Source organism: Mycolicibacterium confluentis (genome assembly GCF_010729895.1).
GTDB lineage: Bacteria > Actinomycetota > Actinomycetes > Mycobacteriales > Mycobacteriaceae > Mycobacterium > Mycobacterium confluentis.
The window spans coordinates 156,966-181,730 of the sequence record NZ_AP022612.1; the positions used below are offsets into that span (position 1 = coordinate 156,966).

A 24,765-nucleotide genomic window follows, 5' to 3' on the forward strand; every position below is an offset into this window, starting at 1 on the left:
ATGGGTTGGCCCGGGTACTTCGACACCATCATCCTCAACTCGGTGGTGCAGTACTTCCCGAGCGCCGATTATCTGACCGAGGTGATCGACAAAGCTGTCGGTCTGTTGGCTCCTGGTGGGGCGCTGTTCGTCGGGGATGTGCGCAATCACAGTCTGCAGTCGGCATTTCAGACCGGTATCGCACTGGCTCGCGCCGACAGTGCTGATGCCGATGAGGTCCGGCAGCGGGTGCAGCACGCGATGCTTGGTGAACCCGAGTTGTTGCTGGCTCCGGAGTTCTTCACGACCTGGGTCGGTGAGCACACCGAGGTCGGGGGGATCGACATTCAGGTCAAGCGCGGGCAGGCCGACAACGAGTTGACTCGCTACCGCTACGACGTGACGATTCACAAGTCACCCACGCCGGTGTGTTCGGTGGGGGGTGCACCGGTGCTGGAGTGGGCCGAATGTGCCGGCCTTGAAGGGCTCTACGCCGAGTTGTCCTCCCAGAGCCCCGAGGTCGTCCGCGTCACCGGGATCCCGCATTATGCAGTGATCACCGAGGTCAGCCTCGATCAGTCCCTGGTCGAGGGACTGTCGGTCGCTGAAGCCCGCGACATCGCTTTCGCCAGGACGGACGCCGTCACGCCCGAACAGTCCCTGGTCGATGGACTGTCGGTCGCTGAAGCCCGCGACATCGCTTTCGCCAGGACGGACGCCGTCACTCCCGATCAGTCCCTGGTCGATGGACTGTCGGTCGCTGAAGCCCGCGACATCGCTTTCGCCGGGACGGACGCCGTCACGCCCGAACAGTTGTATCTACTCGGTGAGGGTGCGGGTTATCGGGTCGCGGTCACGTGGGGTGCTCGTCCCGGCACTGTGGACGCGGTCTTCATTGCTCCTGGCGTGCTGGGATCGGATCGTGTGCTGAGCGATGTCTATCTGCCTCAGGCCGATCTGCGGCAACGCGGTGCCTGTGCCAGCGCGCCGGACACCAACAGCAAGCTCAGCGAGTTGCGGCAGTGGCTGGCTGAGCGGTTGCCGGACTATATGGTCCCGACGCACATCATGGTGCTCGATGAGTTCCCGTTGAGCTCTTCGGGCAAGATTGATCGACGGGCGCTGCCCGCGCCGGTGTTGGTTGCCAAGGTGTTTCGGGCGCCGCAAACCCTGACTGAGAAGACCATCGCCGAGGCGTTCACCGAGGTGCTCGGGCTTGACCGGGTCGGTCTGGACGATGACTTCTTCGCCCTGGGCGGCGATTCGTTGATCGCGATCCGGGTGAGTGCGCGGTTGCAGGCCGCGTTGGGCGTGGAGGTTCCGGTGCGGTACCTGTTCGATGCGCCGACGGTCGGAGGGTTGGCCGTGCACCTCGACCTGAATCAGGCAGGTGTGGTCCGCCCGCCGCTGCAGGTGATGCCGCGACCCGCGCATATTCCGTTGTCGTTCGCCCAGCAGCGGTTGTGGTTCCTGGATCAATTGCAGGGCCCGTCGCCGATCTACAACATGGCGGTCGCGTTGAGGTTGAGTGGACCATTGGACACTGACGCGTTGGGTCTGGCCCTGGCTGATGTGGTGGGTCGTCATGAGAGCCTGCGCACGGTGTTCGGCTCAGTCGAGGGCGTTGCCGAACAGGTGGTGCTGCCGGTCGATGAGGCGGATTTCGGATGGCGGGTCGTGGAGGCGGGGGGCTGGTCGGTCGAGCAGCTTCACGAAGCCGTCGGGGCGGCGACCTGTCACAGTTTTGATCTCTCGTCTGAGATCCCCTTGCGGGCAACCCTGCTGCACACCGGCATCGATGAGCATGTGTTGGTGGCGGTGGTGCACCACATCGCAGCCGATGGTTGGTCGGTGGCGCCGTTGGTGGCTGACCTGGGTGCGGCATATGCGGCTCGATCCAGTGATCGGATGCCGGACTGGGCGCCGTTGCCGGTGCAGTACGTGGATTACTCGCTGTGGCAGAGGGAGTGGTTGGGCGAGGAGTCTGACCCCGACAGTGTGATCACGCGGCAGCTGTCCTATTGGGAGCAGGAGTTGGCGGGGCTGCCGGAGCGTTTGGAGTTGCCCACGGATCGGCCCTACCCACAGGTGGCCGACTACCAGGGTGCCAGTGTGGCGGTGGCGTGGCCGGCGCAGTTGCAGCAGCAGGTGACGCGGGTGGCGCGGGAGCACAATGCGACCAGTTCCATGGTGGTGCAGGCCGCACTGGCGGTGCTGTTGGGCAATCTCAGCGCGAGCACCGATGTGGCGATCGGCGTCGCGACCGCCGGGCGAGGTGAAGCGGCACTTGATGATCTGGTGGGCTTTTTCGTCAACACGCTGGTGTTGCGGGTGAACCTGGACGACGACCCCTCTGTGGCGGAGTTGCTGGGTCAGGTGCGGCGGCGCAGTCTGGCGGCGTTCGAGCATCAAGATGTGCCATTCGAAATGGTCGTAGAACGGCTCAACCCTACGCGCAGCCTCACCCACCACCCACTGATCCAGACCATGCTGACATGGCAGAACCTGTCCTGGGGTGGCGCTGGCACGGCCGCTGGACTCACTCTGGGTGACGTGCAGGCTGATCCCCTCGCGGCCGAAACACTATCTGCTCGTATGGATCTGGTGTTCACTCTCGGAGAGCGGTTCAACGAAGCCGGTTTGCCTGCCGGGATCGGTGGGTCGGTGGAGTTTCGCACTGACGTGTTCGATGCGGCCAGTGTTGAGGTGCTGGTTGGGCGGTTGGAGCGGGTGCTGGCGGCGATGTCTGCTGATCCGGCTCAGCCGGTGTCGGCGGTGGATGTCATTGACGGGGCCGAGCGCGCGCGTCTGAATGAGGTCGGCAATCGGTCAGTGTTGGCACGCTCATCGGTGGCCGCGACGTTGCCGGAGTTGTTCGTGCAGCAAGTCGCGTGTTCTCCGGATTCGGTGGCGTTGTCGTGTGGCGGTCGGTCATGGACGTATCGAGAGTTGGATGAATCGTCGAACCGATTGGCGCGCCTGCTGACTTCTTATGGCGCCGGCCCCGGCCAGTTTGTGGCACTGCTGTTTCCGCGATGTGCTGAGGCGATCGTGTCGATTCTTGCGGTGCTCAAATCGGGCGCGGCGTATGTGCCGATTGATCCGGCGTTGCCCGATGCGCGGGTGGGGTTCATGCTCGCCGATGCCTCACCGGTGGTGGCGGTCAGCACTGCGGGGTTGGCGCCTCGATTGACCGCGTCGACTGTGCCGGTGGTCAACGTCGCGGATCGGCGCATCGGCACGTTCCCCGTCGCTGCGCTGCCGATGCCGTCCGCCGACGATATCGCCTATCTGATCTACACCTCCGGGACCACGGGTGTGCCGAAGGGGGTGGCGATCACGCACGGCAACGTTACGCAGTTGATCACCTCGGTGGATCCGTCGCTGGTGGGACCGAATCAGATGCGTTCGCAGTGGCATTCGTATGTGTTCGACGTGTCGGTGTGGGACATCTTCGGTGCGCTGCTGCATGGCGGCCAGGTGTTGGTGGTCCCTGAGGAGGTTGCGGCGTCACCGGATCAGCTGCATGCACTGTTGGTCGCCGAGGGCGTCGATGTGCTCAGTCAGACGCCGTCGGCGCTGGCGATGCTGTCTGCTGACGGGTTGGAATCGACGGTGTCGGTCGTGGCCGGTGAGGCGTGCCCGCCGGAGGTGGTGGCTCGGTGGGCGGACTCGGGTCGGATGATGGTCAACGCCTACGGTCCGACCGAGACCACGGTGTACGCGGCCATCAGTGCGCCGTTGGAGCCGGGATCATCGGTGGTGCCGATCGGTGTCCCAGTTGCCGGAGCGGCGTTGTTCGTGCTGAATTCTCGTCTGCACCAGGTGCCGATCGGGGTGGTCGGTGAGTTGTATGTGGCTGGCCGCGGTGTCGGGTTGGGCTATCTACGTCGGGCGGGGTTGACCGGGTCGCGGTTTGTGGCGTGTCCGTTCGGTGGTGTGGGGTCTCGGATGTACCGGACTGGGGATCTGGTGCGCTGGGGCGCTGACGGGCAGTTGCAGTATCTGGGCCGCGCGGACGAACAGGTCAAGGTCCGCGGGTATCGGATCGAGTTGGGGGAGATCCAGTCGGCGCTGGCTGATCTCGACGGCGTGGATCAGGCTGTGGTGATCGCCCGAGAGGACCGTCCCGGTGACAAACGTCTGGTCGGGTACGTCGTGGGTGGTGCCGATCCGGCCCTGTTGCGTCATCGGCTTGCCGAGCGCCTTCCCGCGTATATGGTGCCGTCGGCGGTCGTGGTCCTCGAAGTCCTGCCGTTGACGGTCAACGGCAAGCTCGACAAACGAGCCCTGCCGGCCCCGGAGTACACCGACACCGACCGCTACCGGGCCCCGTCGAATCCGACTGAGGAGATCCTGGCCGGCATCTACGCCCGGATCCTCGATCTGGACCTCGTCGGCGCGGACGACTCCTTCTTCGACCTCGGCGGCGACTCGCTCTCCGCGATGCGATTGGTCGCTGCGATCAACACCACGCTTGACACCGGACTGGCCGTGCGCACGCTGTTCGACGCGCCCACCGTCGCCCAGCTCGCTCCGCGCATCGGTGAGGATTTCTTCGGGCGTGATCCGTTGACGGAACAGCCGCGCCCGCAGCATATTCCGCTGTCGTATGCCCAGCAGAGACTGTGGTTCCTGGAACAGATTCAGGGACCGTCACCCATCTACAACATGGCCGTGGCTCTCCAGTTGGCTGGCAACCTGGATACCGATTCCCTGGGGTGTGCGTTCGCGGATGTGGTTGGGCGTCACGAGAGTCTGCGCACGGTGTTCTCGGCGCCTGATGGTGTTCCTGAACAGGTGGTGTTGCCCACTGAGCGAGCAGATTTCGGGTGGCAGGTTGTCGATGCCAAGGGGTGGTCGGTTCAGCGGGTGACCGAGGCCGTGGAGGCTGAGATACGGCACTGCTTCGATCTGGCCGTAGAGATCCCCGTGCGGGCGAGGTTGTTCCGCGTCGGTGAGGACGAGCATGTGTTGGTGGCGGTGGTGCACCATATCGCCGCGGATGGCGTCTCGGTTGCACCGCTGGTGCGTGACCTGAGCGTGGCGTACACCGCTCGGTGTGGTGGTGGCGCCCCGGATTGGATGCCGCTGCCCGTGCAGTACGTCGATTACACGTTGTGGCAGCGTGATTGGCTCGGTGTTGAGTCTGACTCCGACAGTGAGGTCACTGGGCAGTTGGCGTACTGGGAGCAGGTATTGGCGGGCCTGCCGGAGCGGCTGGAGTTGCCGACGGATCGACCGTATCCGGCTGTCGCCGACTACCAGGGTGCCAGTGTGGCGGTGGCGTGGCCGGCGCAGTTGCAGCAGCAGGTGGCGCGGGTCGCGCGGGAGCACAATGCGACCAGCTTCATGGTGGTGCAGGCTGCCATCGCGGTACTGCTGGGCAATCTGAGTGCGAGCACCGATGTGGCGGTGGGCTTTGCGATCGCGGGTCGCAATGATCCGGCGCTCGATGATCTGGTGGGCTTCTTCGTCAACACGTTGGTGCTGCGGGTGGACCTGTCGGGTGATCCGAGTATTGCCGAGTTGTTGGGTCAGGTCCGGCAGCGCAGTCTGGCGGCATTCGAGCATCAGGATGTGCCGTTCGAGTTGTTGGTGGAGCGGCTCAATCCAACCCGCAGCCTGACCCACCATCCGCTTGTCCAAGTCATGCTGACATGGCAACGCGGTGTCGACGCTGCCGACGCTTTGAGACTCGGCGATGTCGAGGCGCGACCGCTTTCAGCAGACACCCACACCGCGCGAATGGATTTGGCGTTCTCATTGGAGGAGCGGTTCACCGCATCCGGTGAATATGCCGGAATCGGTGGAATGGTCGAGTTCCGCACCGATGTGTTCGATCCGGGCAGCATCGAGATGCTGGTCGAGCGCTTGGACCGGGTGTTGGGGGCCATGACTGCCGACCCGTCGCGGGCGCTGTCCACGGTGAGCGCGCTCGACGCCAGCGAGCAGTCATGGCTGGATCAGGTCGGGAACCGGGAGATCTTGACTCAGACGGTCGCGGACCAGTTGGTTCCGGGCTTGTTCGCGCAGCGTGTGGCGTGTGCACCGGATGCAGTTGCGATCAGCTTCGCAGGTCGGTCATGCACTTATCGAGAGTTGGATCAGGCGTCGAACCGGTTGGCGCACCTGTTGATCGAGCAGGGTGCTGGACCCGGCCAGTATGTGGCATTGCTGTTCAACCGGTGTCCTGAGGCGATCGTCGCGATGCTGGCGGTCCTCAAGACCGGGGCGGGCTATCTGGGTATCGACCCGGCGTTGCCGGATACCCGGGTTGAGTTCATGCTCATCGACGCTGCCCCCGCTGTGGCGGTGAGCAGTACTGGGTTGGCCGACAGGCTGGCCCAGTACGGGGTGCTGGTGGTCGATGCGGGTGATCCCCGCATCGACCGCCAGTCCGACACTGCACCGGCGGTGGACCTGACGACTGCCGACGAGATCGCGTATCTGATCTACACCTCGGGCACGACGGGTGTTCCGAAGGGGGTGGCGATCAGTCACCGCAACCTGGTGCATCTCGCGGCGTCGATGCCGCCAGGCCTGCCTCTGGATCAGGTGTGGACGCAGTGCCATTCGTATGCGTTTGACTTCTCGGTGTGGGAGATCTGGGCAGCGCTGCTCGGTGGTGGGCGCCTGGTGGTGGTGCCCGAAGAGGTGGCGGCCTCGCCGAAGGATCTTCAGGCTCTGATCGTTGAGGAGCGGATCAACGTATTGACGCAGACTCCCTCGGCGGCGGCAGCGCTCTCGCCGGATGAGCTGGGAGACGTGGCTCTGCTGCTCGGTGGTGAACCGTGTCCGCCGGAACTGGTCGATCGGTGGGCGGCTGGCCGCGTGGTGATGAATGCCTATGGCCCGACTGAGGCCACGGTGTATGCCGCAATCAGTGCCCCGCTGCGGGCGGGCCTCGAAGTGGTGCCGATCGGCGCGGCGGTGCCGACGGCGGCGTTGTTCGTACTCGATCAGTGGCTGCGTCCGGCTCCGGCCGGGGTGGTCGGTGAGTTGTATGTGGCCGGCCCCGGAGTCGGAGTCGGCTATCTGCGTCGGGCGGGTTTGACCGCAGCACGGTTCGTGGCCTGCCCATTCGCGCCGGGAGCACGGATGTATCGCACCGGGGACGTCGTGTCCTGGGGTGCTGACGGGCAGCTGCGATACCACGGGCGTGCTGATGAGCAGGTCAAGATCCGTGGTTACCGCCTTGAGCTCGGCGAAATCCAAACGGCTCTGCTGAAACTCGAGGGTGTGGAGCATGCGGTGGTGATCGTTCGGGAGGACCGTCCCGGCGACAAGCGCCTGGTCGGGTATATCACCGGCCCCGCGGATCCGACGCAGGTGCGCAGCCGGCTCGCGGATGGGCTGCCGGCATACATGGTGCCGGCGGCGGTGGTTGTGCTCGAGGCTTTGCCGTTGACGGTGAGCGGCAAACTCGACAGGCGGGCGTTGCCGGTCCCGGAGTACGTCGACACCGACCGTTACCGGGCTCCGTCGAATCCGACGGAGGAGATCCTGGCCGGCATCTACGCCAACATCCTGGGACTGGACAAAGTCGGCGTCGACGACTCCTTCTTCGACCTCGGCGGAGACTCCCTGTCCGCCATGCGCCTCATCGCCGCGATCAACAGCGGAATGGCCGCCGACTTGGCTGTGCGCACTCTGTTCGAAGCTCCGACGGTGGCTCAGCTGGCACCCCGACTCGGGGAAGGGTCTGGTGGACGTCCCCCACTGTCAGTTCAGCAGCGCCCAGAGCGCATCCCGTTGTCGTTCGCGCAGCAGCGGCTGTGGTTCCTCAATCGGTTCGAGGGCGGTGTGGCCACTTACAACATCCCGATCGCGTTGCGGATCAGTGGGCCGTTGGACATCGACGCGCTGGATACCGCGCTCGACGATGTGATCGCCCGGCACGAGTCACTGCGCACCGTGTTCCCCGACGCGGACGGGGCGGCGCTGCAACGGGTGCTGCCTGCGCAACCAGGGATGTGGCGACGCGGAGGGGCGGCGGTGACGTCTGTGCCGGAGGCCGATGTCGAAGCTCAACTGTTGGCGCTGGTTGGGTACAGATTTGATCTGTCGGCCGAGATTCCGATCTGGGTGAAGATCATGCAGGTGGACACCGAACAGTATGTGGTGGGGATTGCGGTGCACCACATCGCGTTTGACGGATGGTCGCTGGCACCCATGGTGCGTGATGTCAGTCAGGCTTACGCTGCACGGTGCGCGGTCGGCGCTCCCGATTGGGCTCCACTGCCCGTGCAGTATGTCGATTACACGCTGTGGCAGCAGGATTGGCTGGGATCCGAAGATGATCCGGACAGTGTGATCGCCGCACAGTTGGCGTATTGGCGGCAGGAGTTGGCTGGTCTGCCTGAGGTGGTGTCGCTGCCGACGGATCGTCCGCGGCCCCCGGTGCCCAGGTACCGCGGTGACGAGGTGGAGATCCGGATCGATCCCCAGACTTGGTCAGCACTCAAAGTGGTGGCCGCTGAGCATAATGCGACGGCGTCGATGGTTCTGCAGGCCGTGATGGCTGTGGTGCTGCACCGCGCTGGTGTCGGTGACGATTTGGCGCTGGGTGCCCCGATCGCGGGGCGGGCGGACGTCGCACTCGATGAGTTGGTCGGGTTCTTTGTCAACACGTGGGTGCTGCGGGTGGGGATTGGCCCTCAGCAGAGTTTCAGTGAGGTGCTTGATCAGGTGCGGCACAAGGCATTAGAGGCTTATGCGAATCAGGATGTGCCGTTTGAAATGCTTGTTGAGCGGTTGAATCCGGCGCGTTCGGCCTCTCATCACCCGCTGTTCCAGGTCGCGATGGTCTATCAGAACAATGTGCGTCCGGAGATGGTGCTTGACGGGGCGGGTGTCGAATCGGTGGCGGTGGGCACCCGCACCGCCAAGTTCGATCTCGACATCCAGCTGAGGGAGGTTCCTGCCGAAGAGTCGACGGCGATTGGTGTGCCGATGTGTGCTGGTGTGGTGACCTATGCGACGGACCTGTTCGATCGGTCGACGGTTGAGCGGTTGGTGGGATGGTTTGGTCGTGTGGTCTCGGCGGTGGTGGCTGATCCGTCGGTGCGGGTCGGTGAGGTGGAGCTGCTTGCGGCCGGTGAGCGGGAACTGGTGCTGCAGAGATGGTCTGGTGCGGATGTTGCTGCGCCGGTGGGTCTCGCGGATGAGTTGTTGGCCGGTGCGGTGGCTGCTGCGCCGGATGCGCTGGCCCTGGTCGACGGTGATCGATCGTGGACGTATCGCGACCTTGATGAGGCATCGAACCGGCTTGCTCGCCGATTGATCGAGGAGGGGGTGGGTCCGGAGCGAGCGGTTGCGGTGGCGATGGATCGGTGTGCGGAGTTGGTGTTGGCGTGGTGGGCGGTGCTCAAGGCTGGTGGGGTGTATGTGCCGGTGGATCGGGGGCATCCGGCCGAACGCGTCGCGACGGTGCTTGATGCCGCCGGGGCGGTGTGTGTGTTGACGTGTGGGGTTGAGGTGGTTGGTGGCGCCGGGGATCGTCCGGTGATGCGCATTGATGAGTTGGATCTTTCGGGGTGCAGCGCCGAACGGGTCACTGATGGTGATCGGTTGGCGCCGTTGATGGTTGATGGTGCTGCGTATGTGATCTTCACGTCGGGTTCGACTGGGACTCCGAAGGGAGTGGCGGTCAGCCATGCTGGTGTGTTGGGTGAGGCGGCTGCTCATCGTGGTGTGTTTGGGGTGGGTGCGGGTGCGCGGATCCTGATGGTGGCTTCCCCGACGTTCGATGCTTCGGTGTTTGAGTGGTTGTGGGCGACGGCGTCTGGGGCGACGTTGGTGGTGGCGGCGCCGGATTCGTATGCCGGTGAGGCGTTGACGGGTTGGTGGAGCAGCAGCGGGTGGATGCGGCGTTGTTGACTCCGACGGTGTTGGCGACGTTGGATCGGGACCGGTTGGTGGGCCGGTTGTCGACGTTGGTCACCGGCGGTGAGGCCTGTCCCGCGGAGTTGGTGGCGGCCTGGGCGCCGGGTCGGGCGATGTTCAATGCGTATGGTCCGACCGAGGCGACGATCTGGGTCACCTGGAGTGCGTTGGTGGCTGGTGAGGCGGTGGGGATCGGTGTTCCGATCGCTGGCGTCACTGCGCTGGTGCTTGATGGGCGGCTCAATCCGGTGCCGGTGGGGGTGGTCGGTGAGTTGTATCTGGCTGGTCCTGGGGTGGCGCGGGGGTATGTGGGACGTCCGGATCTGACTGCGGATCGGTTTGTGGCCAATCCCTTTGGGGATTCGTGCGCGCGGATGTATCGCACGGGTGATCTGGTGCGGTGGACTTCGGTGGGTGGCCTGGAGTATTTGGGGCGTGCGGATGCCCAGATCAAGCTGCGGGGACAGCGGCTGGAGTTGGGGGAGATCGAGAACGTCCTGTTGGCCTGCCCGCAGGTGGCACGGGCTGCGGTGGCGGTGCACCGGGGTGAGGCTGCTGATCATCTGGTGGGCTATGTGGCGTTGGATCGCTCCAGTACGGCTGATCATGAGGCTGAGGCCGTTGATCAGTGGCAGCAGATCTATGACGAGTTGTATGACGCTGAGCTCGACGACGCTGCGGAGTTCGGCAGCGATTTCCGCGGGTGGAACAGCAGTTACACCGGTGAGCCGATTCCGTTGCCGCAGATGCAGGAATGGCGTTCCTGCGCTGTGCAGCGGATTGTGGAGCTGGGTCCGCAGCGGGTGCTCGAGATCGGTGTGGGCTCGGGTTTGGTGCTGGCTCAGGTGGCTCCTGGATGTGCGGAGTACTGGGGTACGGACTTCTCGGCGCCGACGATTCACAAACTGCGGGCAGCTGTGGCCGGGCAGCCCTGGGGCGACCGAGTGCGGTTGCAGACCCAACCGGCGCATGTCACGGATGGGTTGGCCCCGGGGTACTTCGACACCATCATCCTCAACTCGGTGGTGCAGTACTTCCCGAGCGCCGATTATCTGACCGAGGTGATCGACAAAGCTGTCGGTCTGTTGGCTCCTGGTGGGGCGCTGTTCGTCGGGGATGTGCGCAATCACAGTCTGCAGTCGGCATTTCAGACCGGTATCGCACTGGCTCGCGCCGACAGTGCTGATGCCGATGAGGTCCGGCAGCGGGTGCAGCACGCGATGCTTGGTGAACCCGAGTTGTTGCTGGCTCCGGAGTTCTTCACGACCTGGGTCGGTGAGCACACCGAGGTCGGGGGGATCGACATTCAGGTCAAGCGCGGGCAGGCCGACAACGAGTTGACTCGCTACCGCTACGACGTGACGATTCACAAGTCACCCACGCCGGTGTGTTCGGTGGGGGGTGCACCGGTGCTGGAGTGGGCCGAATGTGCCGGCCTTGAAGGGCTCTACGCCGAGTTGTCCTCCCAGAGCCCCGAGGTCGTCCGCGTCACCGGGATCCCGCATTATGCAGTGATCACCGAGGTCAGCCTCGATCAGTCCCTGGTCGAGGGACTGTCGGTCGCTGAAGCCCGCGACATCGCTTTCGCCAGGACGGACGCCGTCACGCCCGAACAGTCCCTGGTCGATGGACTGTCGGTCGCTGAAGCCCGCGACATCGCTTTCGCCAGGACGGACGCCGTCACTCCCGATCAGTCCCTGGTCGATGGACTGTCGGTCGCTGAAGCCCGCGACATCGCTTTCGCCGGGACGGACGCCGTCACGGCCGAACAGTTGTATCTACTCGGTGAGGGTGCGGGTTATCGGGTCGCGGTCACGTGGGGTGCTCGTCCCGGCACTGTGGACGCGGTCTTCATTGCTCCTGGCGTGCTGGGATCGGATCGTGTGCTGAGCGATGTCTATCTGCCTCAGGCCGATCTGCGGCAACGCGGTGCCTGTGCCAGCGCGCCGGACACCAACAGCAAGCTCAGCGAGTTGCGGCAGTGGCTGGCTGAGCGGTTGCCGGACTATATGGTCCCGACGCACATCATGGTGCTCGATGAGTTCCCGTTGAGCTCTTCGGGCAAGATTGATCGACGGGCGCTGCCCGCGCCGGTGTTGGTTGCCAAGGTGTTTCGGGCGCCGCAAACCCTGACTGAGAAGACCATCGCCGAGGCGTTCACCGAGGTGCTCGGGCTTGACCGGGTCGGTCTGGACGATGACTTCTTCGCCCTGGGCGGCGATTCGTTGATCGCGATCCGGGTGAGTGCGCGGTTGCAGGCCGCGTTGGGCGTGGAGGTTCCGGTGCGGTACCTGTTCGATGCGCCGACGGTCGGAGGGTTGGCCGTGCACCTCGACCTGAATCAGGCAGGTGTGGTCCGCCCGCCGCTGCAGGTGATGCCGCGACCCGCGCATATTCCGTTGTCGTTCGCCCAGCAGCGGTTGTGGTTCCTGGATCAATTGCAGGGCCCGTCGCCGATCTACAACATGGCGGTCGCGTTGAGGTTGAGTGGACCATTGGACACTGACGCGTTGGGTCTGGCCCTGGCTGATGTGGTGGGTCGTCATGAGAGCCTGCGCACGGTGTTCGGCTCAGTCGAGGGCGTTGCCGAACAGGTGGTGCTGCCGGTCGATGAGGCGGATTTCGGATGGCGGGTCGTGGAGGCGGGGGGTTGGTCGGTCGAGCAGCTTCACGAAGCCGTCGGGGCGGCGACCTGTCACAGTTTTGATCTCTCGTCTGAGATCCCCTTGCGGGCAACCCTGCTGCACACCGGCATCGATGAGCATGTGTTGGTGGCGGTGGTGCACCACATCGCGGCCGATGGTTGGTCGGTGGCGCCGTTGGTGGCTGACCTGGGTGCGGCATATGCGGCTCGATCCAGTGATCGGATGCCGGACTGGGCGCCGTTGCCGGTGCAGTACGTGGATTACTCGCTGTGGCAGAGGGAGTGGTTGGGCGAGGAGTCTGACCCCGACAGTGTGATCACGCGGCAGCTGTCCTATTGGGAGCAGGAGTTGGCGGGGCTGCCGGAGCGTTTGGAGTTGCCCACGGATCGGCCTTACCCGCCGGTGGCCGATTATCGGGGTGCCAGTGTGGCGGTGGCGTGGCCGGCGCAGTTGCAGCAGCAGGTGACGCGGGTGGCGCGGGAGCACAATGCGACCAGTTCCATGGTGGTGCAGGCCGCACTGGCGGTGCTGTTGGGCAATCTCAGCGCGAGCACCGATGTGGCGATCGGCGTCGCGACCGCCGGGCGAGGTGAAGCGGCACTTGATGATCTGGTGGGCTTTTTCGTCAACACGTTGGTGTTGCGGGTGAACCTGGACGACGACCCCTCTGTGGCGGAGTTGCTGGGTCAGGTGCGGCGGCGCAGTCTGGCGGCGTTCGAGCATCAAGATGTGCCATTCGAAATGGTCGTAGAACGGCTCAACCCTACGCGCAGCCTCACCCACCACCCACTGATCCAGACCATGCTGACATGGCAGAACCTGCCCTGGCAGCACAGCGGTGATTCTGCCGCGGGCTTGGGCCTGGGCGATTTGCAGATCAGCCCACTGTCGGCCGAAACCCGCACCTCGCGAATGGATCTGGTGTTCTCGTTGGCCGAGCAGTTCGACGAGACCGGCGCACCCGCCGGGATTGGGGGAACCGTGGAGTTTCGTACGGATGTGTTCGACGCGAGAACCGTGGAACGGCTGACCGAGCGACTACGGCGGGTGCTGGTGGCGCTGTCCGCCGAGGGGGAGGGCGACCATGACCGCTGAGCAGGTCCGCCGGTTGTCGTCGATGAACCTCCTCGATGAGGAGGAACTCAGCGAACTCGACGAGTTCGGACATCGGGCGGTATTGACCCAGCCCGCGGACGAGGTGTCGATTCCCGAGATGTTCGCCGAACAGGTGGCCCGTGCTCCACAGTCGGTGGCGGTCAGTTTCGTGGACAGTTCGATGACCTACCTGGAGTTGGACGAGGCATCGAATCGGTTGGCGCACCTGCTGGTTGAGATGGGAGCGATCCCCGGTGAGTGTGTGGCGTTGCTGTTGGGGCGGTCGGCGCACGCAATCGTGGCGATCTTGGCGGTGCTCAAGACCGGCGCGGCGTATCTGCCGATCGATCCGGGGCTGCCGGATGTGCGTGTCGAGTTCATGCTCGCTGATGCCGCGCCTGTGGTGGCGGTGAGCAGTGCTGGGCTGGCTGACCGAGTGGCCCGGTGTGGGGTGCAGGTGGTCGATGTGGAGGACGGCCGTGTCGACGCGCAGTTGTGCGAGCCGGTGCCGGTGGGACCGCTGGCTGGGGATGTTGCGCACATCATTTACACCTCGGGGACGACGGGTGTGCCGAAGGGGGTGGCGGTCACGCATGGCAATGTGACGCGGTTGTTCGACGGGCTTGATGTGGGTGTGGAGATGGGCCCGGGGCAGGTGTGGGCGCAGTGTTCGTCGTTGGCGTTTGACTATTCGGTGTGGGAGATCTGGGGTGCGCTGCTCCATGGTGGGCGGTTGGTGGTGGTTCCGGATTCGGTGACTCGGTCTGCCGATGAACTGCAGGCGTTGTTGGTGGCGGAGAAGGTGACGGTGCTCAGTCAGACGCCGTCGGCGGTGGGGGTGCTGTCTCCGGAGGGTTTGGCAGCGGCGTCGTTGATGGTTGCTGCTGAGCCGTGCCCGGGTGATGTGGTGGATCGGTGGGCGTCGGGTCGGGTGATGATCAATGGTTACGGTCCGACGGAGACGACGGTGTATGCCACGATCAGTGCTCCGTTGCAGGCGGGTTCGGGTGTGGTGCCGATCGGGTTCCCGGTGCCGGGGGCGGCGTTGTTCGTGCTGGATGCGCGGTTGCATTCGGTGGCGGTGGGTGTGGTCGGTGAGTTGTATGTGGCTGGTCGTGGTGTGGGTGTCGGTTATGTGCGTCGGGCGGGGTTGACGGCGTCGCGGTTTGTGGCCTGCCCATTCGCGACGGGAGCTCGGATGTATCGGACCGGGGATTTGGTGTCCTGGGGTGCTGATGGGCAGTTGCGGTATCACGGTCGGGCTGATGAGCAGGTCAAGATCCGTGGGTATCGGATCGAGTTGGGTGAGATCCAGGCGGTTTTGGCGCAGTTGGAGGGTGTGGCGCAGTCGGCGGTGATCGCCCGGGAGGACCGTCCCGGCGACAAGCGCCTGGTGGGGTACATCACCGGGTCCGCGGATCCCGAGGAGTTGCGCCGCAGACTGGGTGAGCGGTTGCCCGCCTACATGGTTCCCGCCGCGATCGTGCGTCTTGAGGTGTTGCCGTTGACGGTCAACGGCAAGCTCGACAAACGAGCCCTGCCGGCCCCGGAGTACAGCGACACCAGTGATCGCTACCGGGCTCCGTCGAATCCGACGGAGGAGATCCTGGCCGGCATCTACGCCAACATCCTGGGACTGGACAAAGTCGGCGTCGATGACTCCTTCTTCGACCTCGGTGGCGACTCACTCTCCGCGATGCGGTTGATCGCTGCAATCAACACCACGCTTGACACCGGACTGGCCGTACGGGCCCTCTTCGACGCACCCACCATCGCCGCACTGGCGCCGCGCCTCGCTGAGGACTTCGTCGGGCGTGAGCCGTTGACGGAACAACCTCGCCCGCAGCATATTCCGCTGTCGTATGCCCAGCAGCGACTGTGGTTCCTGGAACAGATGCATGGTCCGTCGCCGATCTACAACATGCCCACCGCGTATCGGATCAACGGCGCGTTGGACGTGGAGGCGCTCGGAGCGGCGCTGGCTGATGTGGTTGGGCGCCACGAGAGTCTGCGCACGGTGTTCACCGCGGTCGACGGAGTGCCCGAACAGGTGGTGGTACCGGCTGAGCGGGCAGGCTTCGGGTGGCAGGTGGTGGACGCCGAGGGGTGGCCGGCTGTGCGGTTGGCCGAGGCCGTGGAGGCTGAGATACGGCACTGCTTCGATCTGGCCGTGGAGATCCCCGTGCGGGCGAGGTTGTTCCGGCGGGGCACCGACGAGTACGTGTTGGTGGCGGTGTTGCATCACATCGCCGCCGACGGTGCGTCGGTTGTTCCGCTGGTGCGTGACCTTGGGGCCGCCTATCTGGCTCGGTGCCGCGGGGGTGCCCCGGATTGGATGCCGCTTCCGGTGCATTACGCCGATTACACGTTGTGGCAGCGTGAGTGGCTCGGTGTTGAGTCTGACTCCGACAGCGTGATCGCTGGGCAACTGGCGTACTGGGAACAGGCGTTGGCGGGCCTGCCGGAGCGGCTGGAGTTGCCGACGGATCGACCGTATCCGGCGGTGGCCGACTACCAGGGTGCCAGTGTGGCGGTGGCGTGGCCGGCGCAGTTGCAGCAGCAGGTGGCGCGGGTGGCGCGGGAGCACAATGCGACCAGCTTCATGGTGGTGCAGGCTGCCATCGCGGTACTGCTGGGCAATCTGAGTGCGAGCACCGATGTGGCGGTGGGCTTTGCGATCGCGGGTCGCAACGATCCGACGCTCGATGATCTGGTGGGCTTCTTCGTCAACACGTTGGTGCTGCGGGTGGACCTGTCGGGTGATCCGAGTGTTGCCGAGTTGTTGGGTCAGGTCCGGCAGCGCAGTCTGGCGGCGTTCGAGCATCAGGATGTGCCGTTCGAGTTGTTGGTGGAGCGGCTCAATCCGACCCGCAGCCTGACCCATCACCCACTGGTCCAGGTCATGTTGGCCTGGCAGAACTTCGCCGGGAACCCTGCAGCCGAATCCCTCATCGGAGAGCTCAAGATCGACCCGCTGTCGGCCGATACCCGCACCGCACGAATGGATTTGGCGTTCTCATTGGAGGAGCGGTTCACTGCCTCCGGTGAGGATGCCGGTATCGGCGGGATTGTGGAGTTCCGCACTGATGTGTTCGACGCCGCCGGCATCGAGGCTCTGGTTGATCGGTTGCAGCGGGTGCTGGCGGCGATGACCGCTGATCCCTCGCAGGTGTTGTCGTCGGTTGGTCTGCTGGACGAGACCGAACAGTCCTGGCTGGACGAGGTCGGCAATCGAGCCGTTCTGGATCTGCCGGCGACTGCACCGTTGACGGTTCCGGGGGTGTTCGCCGAACAGGTGGCCCGGGCCCCAGAGGCCACAGCCGTCAGCTGTGGTGACCGGGTCATGACCTACCGTGGCCTGGACGAGGCGTCAAATCGGTTGGCGCACGCGCTGATCGACCAGGGCGCAGGACCAGGACAGTGCGTGGCACTGCTGTTCACCCGGTGCGCAGAAGCGATCGTGGCGATCCTGGGAGTGCTCAAGTCTGGGGCGGCCTACCTGCCCATCGACCCCCTGCATCCCGACGCGCGAATCAAGTTTATGCTCGAGGACGCGATGCCGATCGCCGCGATCACCAGGGCCGGACTGCGGTCGAGGTTCGACGGGTATGGCCTGACCGTCATCGATGTCGACGATCCCGACATGTCGCGCTGGCCGGAGACAGGCCTGCCGGAGCCCTTGTTCGACGATCTCGCCCACGTCATCTACACATCAGGCACCACTGGTGTCCCCAAAGGCGTCACGGTGACGCACTACAACGTCATCCAACTCTACGAATCCCTGGAGATCGGTCTGGAGCTCACACCGGACCAGGTGTGGACGCAGTTCCACTCCTACGCCTTTGACTTCTCTGTGTGGGAGATCTGGGGTGCCCTGCTGCACGGTGGACACCTTGTGGTGGTGCCTGAAGATGTGGCGGTCGCCCCGCAGAGTTTCCACGACCTTCTGGTCCGTCGGCGTGTGACCGTGCTGACCCAGACGCCGTCGGCGGCCGGGGTGCTCTCCACCGATCGGCTGGAATCGGCGGCATTGGTGATCGGCGCTGAGCCGTGCCCACCCGAACTGGTGGATCGATGGGCACCGGGACGAGTCATGGTGAACGTCTACGGACCGACAGAGACCACCATGTGGGCATCCAAGAGTCTGCCGTTGGCGCCCGGGTCCGGTGCCCCGCCCATCGGCTCGCCCATCACCGGAGCTGCATTCTTCGTACTGGACCAGTGGCTGCGCCAGGTGCCGCCCGGAGTGGTCGGTGAACTGTATCTGGCCGGCCGCGGGGTCGGGGTCGGTTACCTGCGGCGCCCAGGGCTGACATCCTCACGGTTCATGGCGTGCCCCTTCGGCGCCCCGGGCTCACGTATGTACCGGACAGGTGATCTCGTCCGCTGGGGCGTCGACGGCCAGCTGCAGTATCTGGGTCGAACTGATGAGCAGGTCAAGATTCGCGGCTACCGGATCGAGCTGGGCGAGATTCAATCAGCGCTGATGGATCTGCCCGGGGTGGTGCAGGCGGCCGTGATCGCCCGCGAGGACCGGCCGGGCGATAAGCGTCTCGTCGGCTACGTCGTGGGCACCGCGGATCCGATACAGGCTCGCGCTGCAGTGAGTTCGCGGTTGCCCGCCTACATGGTGCCGGCTGCAGTGCTGACGGTGCCCGCACTGCCTGTGACGCCGAACGGCAAACTCGACAAGCGCGCGCTCCCCGCCCCGGAATACGCCGATGTCGACCGATACCGGGCCCCGAGCACTCCCACCGAGGAGATTCTGACCGGTATCTACGAAGGCGTGCTGGGCCTCGACCGCGTCGGCGTCGACGACTCCTTCTTCGACCTCGGTGGCGACTCCCTCTCGGCGATGCGGGTGATCGCCGCAGTGAGCACCGGATTGAACGTCGACCTTGCAGTCCGCACGCTGTTTGATGCCCCGACCATCGCGCAGCTGGCACCTCGAATCGATGAGGGGCCCAAGGCCCTTCCACCACTCGTGCCGGTCGATCGCCCCGAGCTGATTCAGTTGTCGTACGCCCAGAGCCGGCTCTGGTTCCTCAGCCAGTTCGAAGGTGAGGTCGCCACCTACAACATGCCGACCGCATACCGGATCACCGGCAGATTGGATGTGGATGCACTCAGCGCTGCGCTCGTCGATGTCGTGGCGCGTCACGAGAGCCTGCGCACGGTGTTCGCCGCACCCGACGGGGTGCCACGACAAGTGGTGATACCCGTTGAGCGGGCCGACGTAGGGTGGCAGGTCATCGATGCCGGTGGCTGGTCAGCAGAGCGGCTGGGCGAGGCCGTCGCCGCAGCCATCGGCCACAACTTCGATCTGCAGTATCAGATCCCGCTGCGCACCTGGCTGTTCCGCATGAACCCCGAGGAACATGTCCTGGTGGCCGTGGTGCACCACATCGCCGCAGACGGCGCGTCGGTCGCCCCCCTGGTGCGTGATCTGGGTATGGCGTATGCAGCGCGGAGTGTCGGTCACGCGCCGACGTGGGCCCCGCTGCCGGTGCAGTACGTGGACTACGCGTTGTGGCAGCGCGAGTACCTCGGAGATCTGGCTGACGAAGACAGCCGCATCTCCTCCCAGGTGGCTTACTGGGAGCAGATGCTCGCGGGATTGCCTGAGCGGTTGGAGCTGCCGACCGACCGCCCATATCCGCCGGTGGCGGACTACCGCGGCGCCAGCGTCGTCGTGGATTGGCCCGCGCAGTTGCAGCAAGAGGTGGCCGAGGTGGCGCGACAACACAATGCCACCAGCTTCATGGTGATGCAGGCCGCGCTCGCGGTGCTGTTGTCGAACCTGACGACCAGCAGTGATGTGGCGGTGGGATTTCCGATAGCTGGTCGACGCGATGCGGCACTCGATGACCTGGTCGGGTTCTTTGTCAACACGCTGGTGCTGCGAGTCGACCTCGCCGAGGACCTCACCGTGGCAGAACTGCTTGGGCAGGTGCGCCAACGCAGTCTCGCCGCCTTTGAGCATCAGGACGTTCCGTTCGAAGTGTTGGTGGAGCGCCTCAATCCCGCCCGCAGCCTGACCCATCACCCGCTGATCCAGGTCATGTTCGCCTGGCAGAACTTCGCCTGGCAGAGCGACGGACCCACTGCCGCGCTCAGTCTGGGTGATGTCGAGGTGGAACCGCTGTGGGCTGAAACCCACACCGCCCGAATGGATATGGCGTTCTTTCTGCGTGAGCGGTGGACGCAGGACGGGCAGCCCGCAGGGATCGGCGGCACGGTGGAGTTCCGTACCGATGTGTTCGATGCGGCCAGCATCGAGACGCTGGTTGAACGGCTGCAACGTGTGCTGGCGGCAATGAGCGCAGACCCGGCACGAGCGTTGTCGTCGCTGGACGTGTTGGACGCCGCTGAGTTCGCGGACCTCGACGAGCTCGGCAACCGCGGCGTCCTCGCCCGGCCATGGGCCGGCCAGTCGATTCCGACGGTGTTCACGGAACAGGTCGTGCGTGATCCGCACGCGGTGGCGATTCGCTGCGACGGTCGTTCCATGACCTACCGCGAGTTGGATGACGCGTCCAACCGGTTGGCCCACCAGCTCGTCGACCATGGCGTGGGGCCCGGACAGTGTGCGGCGCTGCTGTTCAACCGGTGTGCAGAGGCGATCGTGGCGATCTTCGCGGTGCTCAAGACCGGCGCGGCCTACTTGCCGATCGACCCGGTGCACCCCGCTGCACGAATTCGATTCATGCTTAAGGATGCCGAGCCCAAGGTGGTGGTGACCAGCGCGGCGCTGCTTGATCGATTGGACGACCACGATGTGCCGGTCATCGCCGTCGAGAATCCCGCGGCAGCCGCCTACGAGTGTGGCGGCCTTCCGGCGCCGGCTCCAGATGACCTCGCCTACATCATCTACACCTCGGGGACGACCGGTACTCCGAAGGGAGTGGCGATCTCTCACCGCAACGTCACTCAGCTGTTGGACTCCCTTGACCCCAGGTTCACCACGCCCGATCAGGTGTGGACGCAGTGGCACTCCTACAGCTTCGACATCTCCGGGTGGGAGATCTTCAACGTACTTCTCCACGGCGGAAGACTGGTCATTGTTCCGGAGTCGGTTGCACTGTCGCCGAAGGAATTCCACGATCTTCTGGTCACCGAGCAGGTCCGCGTGCTGAGTCAGACACCATCTGCGGCCGGTGCGCTGTCGCCGGACGGGTTGGATTCGGTCGACCTGCTGGTCGGTGGTGAGGCATGTGCGCCTGACGTCGTGGACCGATGGGCGCCTGGCCGACTCATGGTCAACCAGTACGGGCCCACCGAGACCACGATGTGGGTGGCCATCAGCGCACCGCTGCAGCCGGGCTCAGGAGTCGTACCGATCGGCTACCCGATGCCCGGATCAGCGTTGTTCGTGTTGGACAGATGGCTGCGGCCGGCACCGGTGGGCGTCGTCGGCGAACTGTATGTCGCCGGTAGAGGCGTTGGTGTCGGGTACTGGCGGAGGCCGGGATTGACAGCCTCGCGATTTGTCGCCTGTCCGTTTGGAGATGCCGCAACATTCGGCACCCGGATGTATCGGACCGGAGACCTCGTCCGCTGGGGCGCTGATGCGCAGTTGCAGTATGTGGGACGCGCCGACGAGCAGGTCAAGATCCGAGGATTCCGCATCGAGTTGGGGGAGATCGAAGCGGAGTTGGCCGCCCACCCGCGGGTGGCGCAGGCGGCCGTCGTTGCTCGGAAACTCACCGCGACCGCTGGAAGTGTGGATTCCGGTGACAAGCTGCTGAGCGGCTACGTCGTGTTGGACTCCGAGATGAAGCTGGTTCGGGAGCCGGAGCGGGAAGCACAGATCGTCGAGCAGTGGCAGGACATATGGGGCGGCGTGTATTCGGGCGAATCCTCCGCGCCGACCACCGAGGGGACTGCGCCGCTGGGCGAGGATTTCGGCGGGTGGGTCAGCAGCTACACCGGCGAACCGATCCCCCTGGAGCAGATGCAGGAATGGCGGTCAGCCACGGTGGACCGGGTCCTGTCCCTTCAACCGCGGCGAGTGTTGGAGATCGGCGTCGGGTCGGGTCTGCTGTTGTCGAGGGTGGCGCCGGAATGTGTTGAGTACTGGGGCACAGACATCGCCGCGCCGACCATTCACAAGCTGCAGGCGGCGGTGGCCTCGCAGTCGTGGGCCGACCGGGTGCACCTGCAGGCACTCCCGGCGGATGTGACCGATGGGTTGCCGACGGGACATTTCGATGTGGTGATACTCAACTCGGTCATCCAGTACTTCCCCAGCGCCGGGTACCTGCTGGATGTTCTGGATACCGCGATGCGACTGCTGGCTCCCGGCGGCGCTGTCTTCATCGGGGACGTGCGCAACCTGTCTCTGCTGCGTTCCTTCACCACAGCAAAAGTGTGTTCCGCCTCCGCCGGAGACGACGAAACCGCGGGGTCAGTACGCGAGCGGGTGACCCGGGAGATGCTCGCCGAGCAGGAACTGCTCTTGGCTCCCGAATTCTTTGCACTGTTGCCGCAGCGGATCCCGACTGTCGCGGGTGTGGGCGTACAGCTGAAACAGATGACGGCGGTCAACGAACTCAGCAGCTACCGATACGACGCGGTGCTCCGGAAAGCACCGGCATCTGTGCACTCGAACGACGGGCCGCCGATGATGGCGTGGCAGACATTCGGGAGTCTCACCCGGTTGGGTGAACATCTGCGGTCGCAGCAGGCGTCGAGCCTGCGCATAACTGGAGTGCCGAACGCCGGAGTGTTGCCGGACCTGACGCTGGCGCAGGCTTTGATCGACAGTGCAAATGCGGTGCGACTCGGCGACGTGCGTGCAGGCCTACAGATGCCCGACGCGCTGTACCCGCACGAATTGCATTCCCTGGGTGCCGATCTCGGATATGTCACGGTGGTGACGTGCTCGACGGATCCCGATCTGATGGATGTCGTTTTCGCTCGCGTCGGCAACCCGGCACTGCTGGCGTCAGAACTGTGGCCGTCCGTGACACACGTGGGATCTCTGGCCGACTGCGTCAACGACCCGGCGGCGATCGATCGGATGACTGCGCTTCGGCGACATCTGGCGGAACGATTGCCCGAATACATGGTGCCGGTGTCCATCATGATCCTGGACGCCCTGCCGCTGACGGTCAACGGCAAACTCGATCGCCGTGCGCTGCCGACTCCAGAGTTCCACAGTGGAGTCGAATACCGGGCGCCGCGTAATCAGTGCGAGCGCGACCTGGCGGAGTTGTTCAGCGACGTACTCGGAGGCACACGCGTAGGCATCGATGATTCGTTCTTTGATCTGGGCGGTCATTCGCTGTCGGCGACACGACTGATCGCTCGGGTCCGAGCAGAGCGCGGCGTCGACGTACCGATTCGCGTGTTGTTCGAAGTGCCGACCGTGGCAGGGTTGGCGGACTGGATCGACACCCACGCAGCAGAACGTTCTGTGGCAGCGTTGACCCGGAGGCAACGGCCCGCAACCGTACCGTTGTCCTACGCCCAGCAACGGCTTTGGTTCCTCCACGAACTGCACGGCTCGTCACCGATCTACAACATGGCTGTGGCGTTGCAGTTGGACGGTGAGTTGGACGCTGATGCCCTGGGCGAGGCACTCACGGATGTGGTTGCGCGGCATGAGAGCCTGCGGACGGTCTTCTCCGCTCCCGAGGGGGTGCCGTGTCAGGTGGTGTTGCCCACCGATCAGGTGGACTTGGGATGGCGGGTTGTCGACGCCAGGCGGTGGTCGGCGGAGAGATTCGGAGAGGCGATCGGGGAGGAGGTTGGACATCACTTCGATTTGAAGACCGAGGTCCCACTCCATGCAGTACTGCTTCGCCGGGATTCGCACCACCACGTGCTTGTGGTGGTGGTGCATCACATTGCTGCCGACGGATGGTCAGTGGCGCCGCTGATTCGCGACTTGAGCACCGGCTATGCGGCGCGACATCGCCACGTGGCGCCAGAATGGACGCCGTTGCCGGTGCAGTATGTGGATTACGCACTGTGGCAACGGGATTGCCTGGGCGACTTGGCGGATTCGCAGAGCCGCATCGCTGCGCAGGTGGCGTATTGGGAGCAGGAACTGGCGGGGTTGCCGGACCAGTTGGAGTTGCCGACGGATCGGCCTTACCCGCCGGTGGCCGATTATCGGGGTGCCAGTGTTGAGGTGGCGTGGCCGGCGGAGCTGCAGCAGCAGGTGGCGCGGGTGGCGCGGGAGCACAATGCCACGAGTTTCATGGTGGTGCAGGCGGCCTTGGCGGTGTTGCTGGGCAGAGTGAGTGCCAGCAGTGACGTGCCGGTGGGTTTTGCCATTGCGGGGCGCAATGATCCGGCGCTGGATGATCTGGTGGGGTTCTTTGTCAACACTTTGGTGTTGCGGGTGGATCTGTCTGGTGATCCGACCGTGACGGAGTTGTTGGGACAGGTGCGGCAACGCAGCCTGGCGGCGTTCGAGCATCAGGATGTGCCGTTCGAGGTGTTGGTGGAACGCCTCAATCCGGCTCGCAGCCTGACCCATCACCCGCTGGTCCAAGTCATGCTGACCTGGCTCAATCTTCCCGGACTGGACACCGCTGGTGCCGAGTCCGAGGCGGTGGCGGGCGACGTGCGCGTCAGTCCCCTGAAGGCCGAAACACACACGGCACGTACTGATCTGGCCCTCTCGCTTGAGGAACGATTCAAGGTCGACGGCACGCCGGAGGGAATCACCGGATTGGTGGAGTTCCGCACCGATGTGTTCGACCCAGCCAGCATCGCAGTGTTGATCGAGCGTTTGGAACGGGTGCTTTCGGCGATGACCGCTGACCCGTCGCGAAGAGTGTCCTCGGTCGACGTGCTGGGTACGGGTGAGCGTGCGCGCTTGGATGAGTTTGGTTGTCGGGGGGTGTTGAGCCAGTCGGTTGTTGAGGTGTCGATTCCTGAAGTGTTTGCGCGGCAGGTGGTGCGGGCTCCGCATGCGGTGGCGGTGTCGTGTGCGGGTCGTTCGATGACTTATCGGGAGTTGGATGATTCGGCGAATCGCCTGGCGCGGTTGTTGATTGACTCCGGCGCTGGTCCAGGCCAGTGCGTGGCAATGCTGTTGGAACGGTCGGCTGAGGCGATTGTGGCGGTCCTGGCGGTGCTCAAGACCGGCGCGGCGTATCTGCCGATCGATCCGGGGCTGCCGGATGTGCGTGTCGAGTTCATG

3 protein-coding genes (1 of these 3 cut by a window edge) are annotated in these 24,765 nt (G+C 64.7%); all 3 read left to right on the forward strand.

All coding sequences use genetic code 11. The annotated features are described in order from the left end of the window. Tightly spaced (each overlapping or abutting the next), the 3 genes in view from G6N34_RS00730 to G6N34_RS00735 form a layout consistent with a single transcriptional unit that may run on beyond the window. Positions 1–9,861 (forward strand): non-ribosomal peptide synthetase, encoded by a 9,861-nt coding sequence (locus G6N34_RS00730; protein WP_268948629.1) that lies wholly within the window; start codon positions 1–3, stop codon positions 9,859–9,861. Continuing rightward, complete coding sequence (locus G6N34_RS27830) at positions 9,828–13,607, forward strand: condensation domain-containing protein (RefSeq protein WP_235680624.1); 3,780 nt, start codon at positions 9,828–9,830, stop codon at positions 13,605–13,607. The genes G6N34_RS00730 and G6N34_RS27830 overlap by 34 nt, the downstream gene beginning before the upstream one ends. Continuing rightward, positions 13,597–24,765, forward strand: the 5' portion of a protein-coding gene (locus G6N34_RS00735) for a non-ribosomal peptide synthetase (RefSeq protein ID WP_163645282.1). Its footprint extends 2,775 nt past the window's final position; 11,169 of the gene's 13,944 nt are visible here — the first part of the coding sequence; the start codon lies at positions 13,597–13,599; the stop codon falls past the right edge of the window. Before G6N34_RS27830 ends, G6N34_RS00735 begins: the two co-directional genes overlap by 11 nt.